Below are 14289 nucleotides of genomic sequence, written 5' to 3'. Positions count from 1 at the left end.
TGATGGTGCCTCCTCATGATGTCGGGCCGCTGGGGCGGCGATCTCATGATAAGCCGCCACGGCCGGACTCAGCGGGGGAGGGGCTGGCAGCGCTCGCAGAACCACACCGGGCGGTCCCGCGGCGGCCCGGGGTGGGGCTCGCCGGGCACGAGCTCGGCGTCGTCGATCCGTGCCTCCCGGATCGGGGCCCCGCACCGGCGGCACGGCTGCCGGCCGCGGCCGTAGACCCAGAACTGCTCGCCCCGGCGGGCGGGACCGCCCACCGTGGAGCGCTGCGAGCGGTCCCGGTTGGCGTGCAGCAGCCGGTGGGCGAGGTCCACGACCGCACCGAGGTCCGGGACGGCGGCCACCGGGGTGAAGGGGTGCAGCCGCCGCAGGAACAGGATCTCGTTGCGGTAGACGTTGCCGATGCCGGCGAGGTTGCGCTGGTCCATGAGCGCGGCCCCCGCGTGCCGTCGCGGGTGCAGGGCCAGCCGGGCCAGGGCCTCGGCCCGGTCCCAGTCCGGGCCGAGCAGGTCCGGGCCGAGATGGCCCACGAGCTCGTCCTCGTCCGCGGTGGCCACGAGGTCCAGCATGCCGAGGTCGAAGCCGACGGCCTGCGCGGCCGCGTTCTCGAGCACCGCCCGGGCCTGGTGGCCGGGGCGCCGCCACCGGGCGCCGGGCGGATAGACGTGCCACATGCCCTCCATGAGCAGGTGGGAGTGCAGGGTGAGCGGGGGCAGGGCGTCGGGGCCGCCGTCGGTGCGGACCAGCAGGTGCTTGCCCCGCGGCAGCACCTCGGTCACGATGCGCCCCGAGAGGTCCGCGGTGGCGATCGACGGGAAGCGGAGGTCGCTGCGGGTCAGGACCTTCCCGGCCAGGGCGCGGCGCAGCAGGGCGGCCTGGCGGTGGACGGTGTCACCCTCGGGCACTGCAGCCCCCGGGGTCCCGGTCGGCGCTCATCGGCGCATCCTCAGCCCGCGCGGCGTCGAGTAGAACCCGCCGGCCAGCAGGGACTCCCGCACCGCGGTCTCGACCGGGCCGTGCCCCAGGACCCCGGCGCCGTTGACCTTCTCGACGGTCAGCTTGTCCACCGCGCCCCGGCGGACGGTCTCGGCCACGGCGGGCCCGGCGGCGGCCAGCGCGGCCGCGTCGTCCGTGAACGCGAGGACGGTCCGGCCGCCGCGCTCGACGTACAGGACCAGGGCCCCGTCGACGAGCACGACGACGGCGCCCGCCTTGCGTCCGGGCCGGTGCCGCCCCGCGGGCGCGCCCCCGCCGTCCGGGGCGGGGACGGACACGGGCTCCGGCCACTCGAGCGCGGCCCCGTAGGGGTTGGCGGGGTCGGTCGCGGCCAGCGCCAGCGCCACGGGCTCCTCGGCGCGGACCTGGTCGTCGGTGCTGAACGTCCGGAGGTGGTCCACCGTGGCGGCCTGCGCGAACTGGGCGGCGCCCAGGCCCTCGATGAAGTAGCCGCGGCGGGCCCGGCCCGTGTCCTCGAGCGTGGAGAGCACCTTGTAGACGGTGGCGAAGCCGCCGGGGAGCTCCTCGACCGCCACGGGGCCCTTGGTCACCACGCCGTAGCGGTCCATGAGCAGCTCCGCGGTGGCCGACGCCCGCAGCGTGGGGTCGAGGGGTTCGGGGCGCAGCATCGACCAGCGCCCGGCCACGAGCGGGGAGTCGTGGCGCTCCAGGGTGGCCGCCCGCGCCGGCGCCCGCAGCGCCCCGCCGATCCCCGGGCGGGAGGCCGCGCCGGGCCGCAGCCGGGCGGCGCCCCGGCGGGACGTGGTGCGTCCCCGCGGGGCCTGGGCCCGGTGCCGGTGGGCGGCCTGTCCGCCGGAGAGCAGGGAGCGCACGGGCAGGAAGGTGTCGTTGGTGATCAGCCCGGACCAGACGAGGTTCCACAGCGCGGTGGTCAGCTCGGCGGCGGGAACGGGCTCCCCGGCGGCGTCGAGCAGGCCCAGCAGCTGCGGGAAGAACCACGCGCCGCCGGGGGCCAGGACGTCGAGGACACGCCGCTCCAGCGTGGAGTCCAGGGCTCCGGCCGCGACCGCGAGGGTCTCGGCCGGGGGCAGGGTGAGCTGGGCGGCCTCGCTCAGGTGCAGCGACACCCACCCGTCGTCACCCGCCAGGGACCCGGCCCCGGACCAGAGGATCTCCCCGGTGGCGGTCAGCTCGTCCAGCAGCTCGGGGCGGTAGTCGGCCACCCGGGCCGCGAGCACCAGCGGCTCCCAGGCCGAGGCGGGGACGGCGACGCCCGCGAGCTGGTCCACCACCGTCAGCACCCCGTCCTCGCCGCGCAGCTGGTGGCCCCGGCCCACGTGCTGCCAGGCCGGCAGGAACCGGGCGTAGACCTGCCCGGAGACGGGCTCCACGTCCCGGCGCAGCGCGGCCAGCGAGCGGCGCCGGATCCGGCGCAGCACCTCGGACTCGCACCACTCGGAGGCCGCCGGGCCGGCCCCGCCGCCGTCGGGGCGCACCGGGCGGAACTCGCCCTCGACCACGCGCCGGTCCGCGGCCAGCCGCTCCAGGGTGGTGCGCACCACGGCCGGGCCCAGTCCGAGCCGCGCCGCGGCCTCGTCCACGGTGAAGGGCCCGTGGGTGCGGGCGTAGCGGGAGACGAGGTCGGCCAGCGGGTCCTCGACCGGTTCCACGAAGGCCAGCGGCACCCCCATGGGCAGGGGCACGCCGAGGGCGTCGCGCAGCCGGGAGGCGTCCTCGATCGCGGCCCAGTGCTCGACGCCGCGCAGGTGCACCCGCAGCGCGCGGTTGGCGGCCACGAGCTGGTCGAGCCACGCGGCGGCGACCTCCTCGGGGCACGCGGCCTCCGGGTCCCCGGGGTCCTGGAGCCGGCGGACGGCCTCGGCGGTGGTGAGCGGGCCGAGCAGGCGCAGCAGGTCCGCCGCGCCCTCGAGCCCGCGCAGCCGGCGGTCCGGGGCCAGGCGCTGCAGCTCCGCCTCCGTGCGCTCGATGACGTCCGGGTCCAGCAGCTCCCGCAGCTCGGCGCGGCCCAGGAGCTCGTTGAGCAGGGCGGCGTCGAGGGACAGCACGGCGGCCTTGCGCTCGGCGAGCGGGGAGTCCCCCTCGTAGAGGAACTGGGCCACGTAGCCGAAGAGCAGGGTGCGGGCGAAGGGCGAGGGCTGCTCCGTGGTGGTCTCGACCACCCGGATCGCGCGCCGCTCGACCGCCCGGTGGAGCTCCTTGAGCGCGGGCAGGTCGTAGACGTCCTGGAGGCACTCGCGGATCGTCTCCAGGATGATCGGGAACTGCGGGTACTTCCGGGCCACGTCCAGCAACTGCGCCGAGCGCTGGCGCTGCTGCCACAGCGGGGAGCGCCGGCCGGGGTCGCGGCGCGGCAGCAGCAGGGCCCGGGCGGCGCACTCCCGGAACCGGGACGCGAACAGCGCCGAGCCGCCCACCTCCTCGGTGACGATCTGGTCGAGCTCGTCGGCGTCGAAGAGGAACAGCTCGGCTCCGGGGGGCTCGTCCTCCATGGCCGGCACGCGCAGCACGATGCCGTCGTCGGCGGCCTGCGCGGAGCCGTCGAGCCCGTACCGCTCGTGCAGCCGGGCCCCCACGGCCAGCGCCCACGGGGCGTGCACGGGCATCCCGAACGGCGAGTGCAGCACCACGCGCCAGTCCCCGAGCTCGTCGTGGAAGCGCTCGACGACGAACAGCCGGTCCGACGGGACCTGCCCCACGGCCTCCTTCTGCTCGCCCACGTAGGCGAGCAGGTTGTCGGCCGCCCACTCGTCGAGCCCGGCCGCGCGCAGCCGGGCCCGGGCGTCCGGCTCGGCGGCCCCGGCGATCTCACGGTTGAACCGGCCCACCGCGCGGCCCAGCTCCACGGGCCGGCCGGGGCCGTCGCCGTGCCAGAACGGGAGCTTGCCCGGCACGCCCGGGGCGGGGGAGACGATGACGCGGTCGTGGGTGATCTCCTCGATCCGCCAGCTGGAGGCGCCCAGGGCGATCACGTCCCCCACGCGCGACTCGTAGACCATCTCCTCGTCGAGCTCGCCCACCCGCTTGGAGTTCTTCCCGTCCTGCTCGCCCACGAGGTAGACCGCGAACAGCCCGCGGTCCGGGATCGTGCCGCCGGAGGTCACGGCCAGGCGCTGCGCCCCGGGCCGGCCCTCGATGGTGCCGGTCTCCCGGTCCCACACGATCCGCGGGCGCAGCTCGGCGAACTCGTCGGACGGGTAGCGGCCCGCGAGCAGGTCCAGGGTGGCGTCGTAGGCGGAGCGGGGCAGGGTCAGGAACGGGCAGGACCGGCGGACGGTGTCGAACCACTCCTCGACGTCGACCGGCCCCAGCGCGGTCGCCGCGACGGTCTGCTGGGCCAGCACGTCCAGAGGGTTGAGCGGCACCGCGAGCGGCTCGATCCGGCCCTGCAGCATCCGCTCCACGGTGACCGCGGCGTCCAGCAGGTCCCCGCGGTGCTTCGGGTAGAACCAGCCGCGGGAGACCTCGCCCACCTGGTGCCCGGCGCGGCCCACGCGCTGCAGGCCCGAGGCCGCCGAGGGCGGGGCCTCGATCTGGACCACCAGGTCCACCGCGCCCATGTCGATGCCCAGCTCGAGGGAGGACGTGGCCACCACGCAGCGCAGCCGTCCCGTCTTGAGGTCGTCCTCGATGACGGCCCGCTGGTCCTTGGAGACCGACCCGTGGTGGGCGCGGGCCAGCACGGGCGCCGCGCCCTCGTAGCGGCCGGTCTGCCGGCGCAGGTCCGCGGGCTCGGGCCCCGCCGCCCCGCCGGCCGCGGCCGCCTCCGGCCCGGCCAGGGCGGAGCGCAGCACGTCCCCGACCTGGCGGGGCCCGGGCGCCCCGCCGTCGTCGTGGGGGCCGGCGCCGTCCCGGCCCGTGCCGCCGCTGTCCGGGGCGCCGCCGTCCCGGGCGCCGCCGTCCGGCTCCGCGTGCGCCACCCGGAACGCGTAGATCTCGTTGAGCCGTGCCGTGAGCTTCTCGGCCAGGCCGCGGGAGTTGGCGAACACGATGGTCGACCGGTTCTCGAGCACGAGGTCCACGACCCGCTCCTCGACGTGGGGCCAGATCGACGCCGTGGTCGTGGGGGCGAGGGCATCGAGGTCGTCGTCGCCGAAGGCGGAGCCCGCCAGCGACGGGGAGGCGCTGGGCCCGCCGAGCACCGTCATGTCCGGGATGGGCACCGAGACCGTGAGGTCCCACGTCTTCTCCGCCCGGGGCGCGACGACGGTGACCGGTTCCCGCCCGCCCAGGAACCGGGCGACCGTCTCGATCGGCTCGACGGTCGCGGACAGCCCGATGCGCTGCACCGGCTGCGCCAGCAGGGCGTCCAGCCGTTCGAGCGTGAGCGCCAGGTGCGCCCCCCGCTTGGTGCCCGCCACGGCGTGCACCTCGTCCACGATCACCGTCTGCACGTCCGTGAGGGTCTCGCGCGCCTTGGAGGTCAGCATCAGGTACAGCGACTCGGGGGTGGTGATGAGGATGTCCGGGGGGTTCGTGAGCAGGGCCCGGCGGATCGCCTGGGGCGTGTCCCCGGAGCGGACGCCCACGCTGATCTCCGGCGGCTCGACCCCGGCGTGCCGCGCCGTCTGCGAGATGCCGATCAGGGGGGCCCGCAGGTTGCGCTCCACGTCCACGCCCAGGGCCTTGAGCGGGGAGATGTAGAGGACCCGGGTTCCGCGACGCTCGCCCGCAGCGCTCGCGGACCGGGCCTTGGCCCGCAGGGTCCGGCCGCCGGCCGCCGCGGCATCCGCGGCGCCGCCCGCTGTGCCGGCCGCACTGCCCTCGGCCGTTGTGCGCTCGGCCGTTGCACGGGCGGTCGTTGCATGGGCGGCTGCTGCACCGGCGGCCGGGGCCGCGGCGCCGGGAGCCGCGGCGGCCTCGGCCACGAACCGGTCCAGCGCCCACAGGAACGCGGCCAGGGTCTTGCCGGAGCCGGTGGGCGCCACGATCAGGGCGTGGTGCCGCGCAGCGATCGCCCGCCACGCGCCCTCCTGGGCGGCGGTGGGCGCGGCGAACGCACCCGAGAACCAGGCCCGGGTGTGCTCGGTGAACAGGCTCAGGGCTGGGTCAGGCGCCAAAGCCCTGGATCTCGAGCTGGTGGATCTGCGGATCGGCGCAGGCCTTCACGGGGAAGGGGATCACGACGGACTCCGTGTTCTCGGGCGGGTAGACGCGCAGCCCGGTGGCGGACCGGGCGTCGCAGGACTGGTGGTTGGCGGCCTGGCCCACGCGCAGGCCGGCGACGGCGGACTCCCCGGGCGCCAGGACCCGGCCGGTGCCGGGAACGGTGGCGTCCCGCACCGCGGGGGAGCCGATCATCGTGCCGGCGGCGTCGACGAAGGAGACGCCCGCGTAGCCGGCCAGCGTGCACGGGCCGGCGCCCGCGTTGCTGAGGACGAGGTTCACGTGGACGGAGCCGGCGGCGCCTCCCACCGGGGTGGCCGCGGCCTCGAGCTGGGACGTGGCGCACAGCGGGGCGCCGCCCCGGGTGCGCGCGCCCGCCGCGCGGCCGGCAGCCGGGCCGCCGGCGGCCGTGCCGTTCTCCGCGCCGGCGCCGGCCGGCACGCCACCGTCCGTGCCGTCCTCGGCCGGCACGCCACCGTCCGTGCCGTCCTCGGCCGCGCCGGGACCCTGGGCCGGATCGCCCGCCGCCGGGGCCTCCGCCGGTCCGGCGGTGGACCGGTCACCGGGCTGCTCGCCGTCCTGCTCGGCCGGCTCGCCCGCCCGTTCCCCTGCCGGCTGCGCGGCGTCCTCCGCGACGTCCATCGTGCTGTCCCCCGCCCCGGTCGCCGGGGCGGTCCCGGACGGCGCCGCCGCGGAGGGGGCCGCTCCGCTCCCGGCCGCACCGGCCCGGTCCGGTGCCCCGCCCGCGCAGGCGGTCAGGGCCAGGGCAGAGACGAGGGCCAGAGCGCCCAGGACGGGGCGGGGAGCGGGGAAGAGCGAAGACATGGGGGGATATCCTCCTCGTGCGGACGTCGTGGCGTGCCACGTCCCGGGAAGCGGTCCCGCCCGGGCCCCTCATTCTAGGCGGGCCCACCGACACGGCGGCCGGAGGCGGCGCCGCCGGCCGCCGGTGCCGGCGGCCGTGCGCTACCGCCCGCCGGGCTCCACCGGGGGCAGCGCCGCGCGCATCACCTCGGCGAGGTGGACACCGTCGGCGCCGGTGCCCTGGGCGATCTGGGTGCGGCACGAGAAGCCGTCGGCGAGCACGATCGTCCCGTCCGCGGCGGCCCGGATCGCGGGGAACAGCTCCCGCTCGCCGAGGGTCTGCGAGACCTCGTAGTGTCCGGGCTCGAACCCCCAGTTGCCCGCGAGCCCGCAGCACCCGCCGCCCACCACGGCGGTGTCCACGCCCAGCTTCGCGAGCACCTCGAGCTCCGGGCCGTAGCCGCTCATCGACTGCTGGTGGCAGTGGACCTGGCACACGGCGCCGGCGGGACCCGCCTCGGTGGCCAGCTGCCGGAACGGCCACGCGCCGCCCTCGGCCAGGTGGCGGGCCGCGAACGCGCCGATCGTCGTCGTCAGCTCGGCCACGCGCCGGGCCCGGGGGTCGCCGGGGAGCAGCTCCGTGATCTCCTCCTGGAGCATGACCGTGCACGAGGGCTCGAGCCCGATGACCGGGTAGCCGGCCTCCAGCAGCGGCTCCATCACGTCGAGGGTCTCGCGCAGCACCTTCTGCGTCATGTCCAGCTGCCCGGTGGAGTGCCAGGTCAACCCGCAGCAGACGTTGCCCATGGGCATCAGCACCCGGTAGCCCATGGCCTCGAGCACCTCCACGGCGGCCCGCCCGGGGGCGTCGGCGGAGAAGTTCGTGAACGTGTCGGGCCACAGCACCACGGTGGGCCGGCCGTCGGCGTCGTCACCGGGGCGGTGGGCGGCGGACCGGCGGCGGAACCAGCGGGTGAGCGGCTGCTCGGCGAAGGAGATCATCCGCCGCCTCGGCTCGATCCCGCCGAGCCGCTTGGTCAGCTCCTCGACGGCACGGCTGGACTCGAGCAGGTTGATCGCCCGGAAGGAGAAGGGCACCTTCTCGGCGATCCGCATCAACCACGGCATCCAGCCCATCGTGAAGTGGGCCATCGGCCGCCGGTCCCGGCCCAGGAACGAGAGCAGCCCGTGCCGGTAGTGGTGGTGCAGGAACTCGGCCTTGTAGGTCGCCATGTCCACGTTGACCGGGCACTCCGAGGCGCAGGCCTTGCAGGACAGGCACAGGTCGAGCGCCTCGAGGGTCTCCTTCGACTTCCAGCCGTCCGTGATGGACTCCCCGCGCAGCATCTCGGCGAGGGACCGGGCGCGGCCGCGGGTCGAGTGCACCTCGTCCCGGGTCGCCTGGAAGGACGGGCACATGGCCCCGACGTCGGAGCGGCACGCGCCCACGCCCACGCACCGGTTCACCGCGCTGGAGAACGAGCCACCGTCACCGGAGAACGCGTGCACCGGCGTCAGGTCGAACGTCCGGGCGCCGGGCCCGGGCCGGATGCCCCGGTCGATGGGCTCGGGATCCACCAGCACGCCCGGGTTGAAGACGCCGTCCGGGTCGAAGACGGCCTTGAACTCCGCGAAGGAGGACAGCGCCTCGGGGGAGTAGATCGTGGCCAGCAGCTCGGAGCGGGCCCGGCCGTCGCCGTGCTCGCCGGAGACCGAGCCGCCGTAGCGGTGCACCAGCTCCGCGGCGCGCTCGATGAACGTCCGGTAGGCCGCCACCCCGGCGTCGTCGGAGAACTCGAAGGAGATGCGGATGTGCACGCAGCCCTCCCCGAAGTGCCCGAAGGGGATGCCGGTGAGGCCCAGCTCGTGCAGGAGGTCGTAGAGGTCGCGCAGGTACTCGCCCAGGCGCGCCGGCGGGACCGCGGAGTCCTCCCAGCCGGGCCAGGCCTCCCCGCCCTCGGGCAGGCGGGTCACGATGCCCGCGCCGGCCTCGCGGATCCGCCACAGGGCCCGCGCCTGCCCCGCGTCGGAGACGATCACGGAGTCCACGACGTTCTCCGGGACGAGCCCCGGCAGCGTGCGGGCGGCCGCCTCGGCCTCCTCGAGGGTGTCCGCGCCGACCTCGCAGTAGAGCCAGCCGCCGCCCCGGGGCAGCTCCGAGCCGGCGCGCTCCTGGCCCTGCCGGGTGCGCAGGGCGTCGAGCAGGTCCGAGCCCATGCCCTCGATCGTGTAGACGCCGGGCACCCGCAGCTTCGGCGCCGCCGTGGCGGCCTCGAACGCGTCCTCGAAGCCCAGCACGGCCAGGGCCGTGTGGGCGGGCTTGCGGACCAGGCGGACCGTGAGCTCGGTGATGATCCCGCACGTGCCCTCCGTGCCGGCGAAGGCCTTGGCGGCGTCGAAGCCCTTCTCGCCGAGCAGGTAGTGCAGCCCGTAGCCGGAGACCTGGCGGGGGAACTGGCCGAGCTCGGTGCGCAGCATCGCCAGGTGCCGGTCGCGGATCCCGGTCAGGGCCCGGTCGATCCCCGGCTCGGAGGTGCCGCCCTCGCGCAGCTCGACCACCCGGCCGTCGGCGAGCATGACCTTCAGGGAGACCAGGTTGTCCGCCGAGGTGCCCCACGCCACGGAGTGGGAGCCGCACGCGTTGTTGGCGACCATCCCGCCGATCGTGGCCCGCGAGTGCGTCGAGGGGTCGGGGCCGTAGGTGAGGCCGAACTCGGACGCCGCGGTGCGCAGCTGGTCGCAGATCACGCCGGGCTCGATGGTGGCGGTCAGCGCCTCGGGGTCGATCGACAGGATCCGGTTGAAGTGCCGGGACGTGTCGACGACCAGTCCCTCGCCGATCGCGTTGCCCGCCACGGAGGTGCCCCCGCCGCGGGAGACCACCGGCCAGCCCCGCTCCCTCGCCAGGGCCAGCAGCTCGCGGACCTCCTCGACGCTGCGCGGCTCGGCCACCGCCTCGGGCAGCCGGCGGTAGATCGACGCGTCCGAGACGTAGGCGGCGCGGGTCGTGAGGTCGTCACGGATGTCGGTCATGGTCCACTTCCTGCGCCGCGCCGGCGGCGGTCCGTCCGGGATCTGGTCAGAGCTGGCGGGGTCGTCCCCGCAGGGACGGGCGGCTCACCACTCGGGGGCGATGGTGACCTCGGCGCCGTCGAGCTCCTCCGACCACTCGACCTGGCAGCTGAGCCGCGAGGTGTCGTGCCGGGTGTCGTCGAGCATGTCGAGGAGGTCCTCCTCCTCGTCGTTGATCTCGTTGGCCTTCGAGAAGGAGCCCTGGTCGAGGTAGGAGTGGCACGTGGAGCAGGACGCGTTGCCGCCGCAGGTGGCCAGGATCGGGTACTTGTGGCGGGTGAGGGCCTCCATGAGGCTCTCGTAGTCCTTCCACTCGACACCCTCGGTGCGGTTGCCCTCGCGGTCGATCACGGTGATGTTGATGCTGCTCACTTCGATGGCCTCCTCGGGGCGCGCTCGCCCCTGGTCTCGACGTCGGGAATCCCGCCCCATTGTACGGTCGCACGGCGGACGCCCCGGACGCCCCGGACGGGCCGGGGCCGGTGCCCGCCGGGGCCGGGGCGGCTCAGCCGGAGACCGGCAGCGGCCGGATCGTCAGGGACTGGGCCACCTGGCCGAGGTAGCCGGCCTCGTCGTGCAGTGCGGACTCGGTGAGGCCCACGCCGGTCGCCCCGAAGGTGACGTGCGTGTCGAGGCCCACCCACGGGGAGACCGGTTCCCGGACCAGGTGCACGCTCAGGTCCACGTTGGGGAAGGCCATCTCGTCGGGGCCCACCCGCACGGCGATGCCGTTGGCGGCGTCCACGGCCGCCAGGAACCGTGCCGTGGTGGAGGACTCCTCCCCGCCGACGACGGCGTGCGGCGCGCGCAGCCACATGGCGGCCCGGCCGGGCCGGTGCTCGCGCACGGTGCGGCCCTCGAGGGACGCGATGTACCCGCCCGGCCACCGCCCGGTCATCGTGGTGGGCAGGGCGTCGGTCACCGGCGGCAGGGCCTCCCGGTGCGTGCCGGCGGAGCCCGCGGTCTCGCCCCGGAGCAGCCGCCACACGCTCAGCCGGATGCAGGAGCGGCCGCCGTGGCTCATCGTGGCCTCGACCAGCTCGATGGTCCGGCCCGGGCGGACCACCCGCGTGGTCACCTCGACCTCGCCGCCGGGGATGAAGCCGAGGATGTCGTAGGAGAAGCGCACGGGCAGCAGGTCCTGGCGGGGGTGGTCGGCCTCCACGGCGTGGGCGAGCAGCCCCGAGGCGGCGCCCATGTGCTGCTCGGCCTCGTTCCACGCGCCCTGCGAGTGCAGCGTCGAGCGGAACCGGGTGCCGTCCAGCCGCACGAAGTACGCGTCCGGGTACTCCTCCCCGTCCGTTCCCAGGTGTCCGACTGCCTGTGCCGACGTCGTCATGCTCCGCCTCTTCCGTCCGGGCCCGCCGCTCGGCGGGCGTGCTGATCGCCACCACGGTATCCGCTCCCGGCCTGCGGGTCCGGGTCCGGGCCGTCGCGTGCTCCCGCGGGCGCACGAGGATCCCGGGGCCCGCGGGCGGCGTGGGCGGGCACGCGGAAGGCCCCGGGTCCCTCAGGACCCGGGGCCTTCCCGACTGGCGGTGACGGAGGGATTTGAACCCTCGTTGGCTCTTACACCAAACATCATTTCGAGTGATGCACCTTCGGCCGCTCGGACACGTCACCAGCTCGCAGTACTGTACCGGCTGGCGTGCTCAACCGCCAAAACCCGCGGAGCCGGCGGGGCCGGGGGCGGCCGGCCCGGCGCCGCCGCGCCGGTGCCCCGCGAAGAAGTCGAGGAGCAGCCGGGAGCACTCGTCCTGCAGGACGCCGCCGGTCACCTCCACCCAGTGGTTGAGCCGCCGCTCCCGGAGTACGTCGAGGACGGAGCCGGCCGCCCCGGCCTTGTCGTCCCACGCGCCCAGCACCACCCGGGGCACCCGCGCCAGGACGATCCCGCCCGCGCACATGGCGCAGGGCTCAAGGGTCACCACGAGCGTGCAGCCGTCCAGCCGCCACGAGCCCAGAGTGCGGGCGGCCTCGCGCAGGGCCAGGATCTCGGCGTGGGCCGTGGGGTCGCCGTCGGCCTCCCGGCGGTTGCGGCCCCGCCCCACCACCGTTCCGTCCGGGCCGACGACGACGGCGCCGATCGGCACGTCCCCCGTCCCGAGCGCGGCCCGGGCCTCGGCGAGGGCCAGCCGCATCCAGGCCTCCGCCCGGGCCTCGGATCGGGTGCGCGGGGGCAGTGCCATGCGGGTCTCCTCCTGGGCGGATCCCCCTGGCGGGGGCGGGCCCGGCGAGGGGGCGGGGCGCCCCGGTGGCCCGGTGGTAATTTTGGTCCATGCGAGTGACCGTTCTCGACCACCCTCTGGTGGCACACAAACTGACCGTGCTCCGGGACAAGAACACCACGTCCCCGGTGTTCCGCCTGCTCGTGGAGGAGCTGGTGACGCTGCTCGCGTACGAGGCCACCCGGGGGGTCCGGGTGGAACCGGTGGAGATCGACACGCCGGTCACGCGCACCACGGGCGTGGGGCTGTCGAAGCCCCGGCCGCTGGTCGTGCCGATCCTCCGCGCCGGCCTGGGCATGCTCGAGGGCATGACCCGGCTGGTCCCCACGGCCGAGGTGGGCTTCCTGGGCATGGCCCGCAACGAGGACACCCTGGACATCATCACCTACGCCGAGCGGCTGCCCGACGACCTCACCGGGCGCCAGGTCTTCGTCCTGGACCCGATGCTGGCCACGGGCGGGACCCTGCGGGAGGCGATCAAGTTCCTCTACCGCCGCGGGGCCGAGCAGATCACGTGCGTGTGCCTCCTGGCCGCCCCCGAGGGCCTGGCCGCCCTCGAGGAGGAACTGGGGGACTCGGAGGTCAACATCGTCCTGGCCGCGAGGGACGAACGGCTCGACGAGAACGCCTACATCGTCCCGGGCCTCGGGGACGCCGGGGACCGGCTCTACGGCGTGGTCGACTGACCGCCGTCCGCGAGAATCCGCGGACCAGGTGCGAGAAAAGGCCCGCCGGCCGCGTCGGCGGGCCTTTTTCACTCCCGCGACTTCCGTCCACATCGTGAGACAGGAGATCGGCGACCGGAGGCGTCTTGACAAGTGCCGCGCAACCTGCCACCCGTGCGGAGTGCGGAACGGATCGGCCCAGATCTCTGATATCCCGGGGGAGATGCGCTGACCGCCGCCGCTGCGGCCGGCTGAAGGGGGTTCATTTTGGCGGAGAAACTGGACAGCAGTCGTTCTAATCTCACATCGTGAGAAAGCGTCGTGAATGTTTCTTGCGGGATCGGTGAGGCTGGTGGACGATGAGAGCAACGCCACTGTCAGGGATTTTTCAGCTTCGCGGGGACCCTCCCCGGAACCACCACGGAGTGCGGGGATCCGGACGCCGGCAGTGGTGAGGCCGTTCCGAGGGGCGGTTCGACTCAGGCGGACGGAACCTCGTCCGCCGCACGACGGAAAGACGAGGGGCACCAGATGCCAGGCACACCGGGATACGTGCACATCTCCCAGCGCAACCGCGCGAGCGAAGCTCGTGCTGTCCGCGGTCCGGCCGCGGCCCCCGAGCGGGGGCAGACCGCCCCCGCGGACTACCGCAGCCTCCGGAACACGCTCGGCCCCATGCCGGCCGCCCCGGGGGAGGCGCCGCTCCCCACCCGCCTGCAGCGGGACACGGCGCCGCGTCCACAGGCCCAGGAGAACGAGGCGCGCGGCTTCGTGATCTACGTGGGTCTCAACGAGGAGACCGCGGCGGCCAGCGGCACGTCGCTGGTCAAGATGGTCCAGAGCATCCGGGCCTACGCCCAGCAGCTGGTCCCGCAGGCCGACTCCTACGCGGCGGTGGCCCTGGCCCCCGCCGACACCGCCGGCACCGACCTCGAGGTCGTCCGCAACGCCCTGGGGGACCCCACCTCGGGGGCCGTGCGGCCCGCGGCGCCCGCCGCGCCCGCGCCGGCGCCCGAGACGAAGACGAGCCAGTCCACCGGGGTGCTCATCGACCTCTCCCGCCGGGAGGTCTTCCTCGACGGCGGACTCCTGAACCTCACCTTCAAGGAGTTCGAGCTGCTGAACTACCTCGTGGAGAACGGCAGCCGGACCGTCGGGCGCCACGAGCTCCTGCACAGCCTGTGGCGCGACTCCGAGGAGGTGCCCAACGAGCGGACCATCGACGTGCACATCCGGCGCCTGCGCTCCAAGCTCGGCCGGCTCGCGAACACGGTGCGCACCGTCCGCGGCCAGGGCTACCGCTTCTACGAGCACCCCGAGGTCGTCGTGTGGGCGGCCCCCGAGTACTCGATCTGATCCGTCGCCGGCCCCGGCAGGCCCCGGTCCCTCCCGCAGCGCGGAGGCGCCGGGGCAGGTCCGTGCCCGGCGCTCGC

General features: G+C 75.2%; 9 protein-coding genes and 1 tRNA gene. 2 read left to right on the top strand and 8 right to left on the bottom strand.

What is annotated here, in order from left to right:
- Positions 1–68: 68 nt before the first annotated feature.
- The 8 genes from ACPYN7_RS03260 to tadA all read right to left on the bottom strand — a co-directional run bounded on the left by ACPYN7_RS03260 (position 69) and on the right by tadA (position 12152).
- Entirely contained in the window at positions 69–911 is an 843-nt protein-coding gene (locus ACPYN7_RS03260) for a DNA-formamidopyrimidine glycosylase family protein (protein WP_424346680.1), read from the bottom strand.
- A gap of 27 nt (positions 912–938) precedes the next feature.
- Positions 939–6041, bottom strand: a complete 5103-nt coding sequence (locus ACPYN7_RS03255; protein ID WP_424346679.1) for an Lhr family ATP-dependent helicase — start codon at positions 6039–6041, stop codon at positions 939–941.
- Positions 6031–6912: a DUF4232 domain-containing protein gene (locus ACPYN7_RS03250; protein WP_424346678.1), complete on the bottom strand. Its 882-nt coding sequence runs from the start codon at positions 6910–6912 to the stop codon at positions 6031–6033. The genes ACPYN7_RS03255 and ACPYN7_RS03250 overlap by 11 nt, the downstream gene beginning before the upstream one ends.
- A gap of 141 nt (positions 6913–7053) precedes the next feature.
- Positions 7054–9924: an FAD-binding and (Fe-S)-binding domain-containing protein gene (locus ACPYN7_RS03245; protein ID WP_424346677.1), complete on the bottom strand. Its 2871-nt coding sequence runs from the start codon at positions 9922–9924 to the stop codon at positions 7054–7056.
- An 84-nt stretch (positions 9925–10008) separates the two neighbouring features.
- Positions 10009–10335 (bottom strand): 2Fe-2S iron-sulfur cluster-binding protein, encoded by a 327-nt coding sequence (locus ACPYN7_RS03240; RefSeq protein WP_058873908.1) that lies wholly within the window; start codon positions 10333–10335, stop codon positions 10009–10011.
- A gap of 133 nt (positions 10336–10468) precedes the next feature.
- Complete coding sequence (locus ACPYN7_RS03235) at positions 10469–11302, bottom strand: thioesterase family protein (protein ID WP_424346676.1); 834 nt, start codon at positions 11300–11302, stop codon at positions 10469–10471.
- A gap of 194 nt (positions 11303–11496) precedes the next feature.
- Positions 11497–11586 (bottom strand) — tRNA-Ser (locus tag ACPYN7_RS03230).
- A gap of 29 nt (positions 11587–11615) precedes the next feature.
- Positions 11616–12152, bottom strand: coding sequence for a tRNA adenosine(34) deaminase TadA (gene tadA / locus ACPYN7_RS03225; protein WP_424346675.1), 537 nt, complete (start codon positions 12150–12152; stop codon positions 11616–11618).
- 89 nt (positions 12153–12241) lie between these two features.
- Between tadA and upp the strand changes: the two genes are divergently transcribed.
- Both upp and ACPYN7_RS03215 read left to right on the top strand, forming a co-directional pair.
- Positions 12242–12877 (top strand): uracil phosphoribosyltransferase, encoded by a 636-nt coding sequence (gene upp / locus ACPYN7_RS03220; protein WP_058873911.1) that lies wholly within the window; start codon positions 12242–12244, stop codon positions 12875–12877.
- A 510-nt stretch (positions 12878–13387) separates the two neighbouring features.
- A complete protein-coding gene (locus ACPYN7_RS03215) occupies positions 13388–14212 on the top strand; it encodes a winged helix-turn-helix domain-containing protein (RefSeq protein ID WP_058873912.1) in 825 nt (274 codons plus the stop codon).
- Positions 14213–14289: the final 77 nt, after the last annotated feature.

The sequence above is a fragment of the Kocuria sp. CH-021 genome, from assembly GCF_049716185.1.
Taxonomy (GTDB): Bacteria; Actinomycetota; Actinomycetes; order Actinomycetales; family Micrococcaceae; genus Kocuria; species Kocuria cellulosilytica.
Note: the sequence above shows the minus strand (reverse complement) of the source record. Positions and strands in the feature narration are given on the sequence as shown.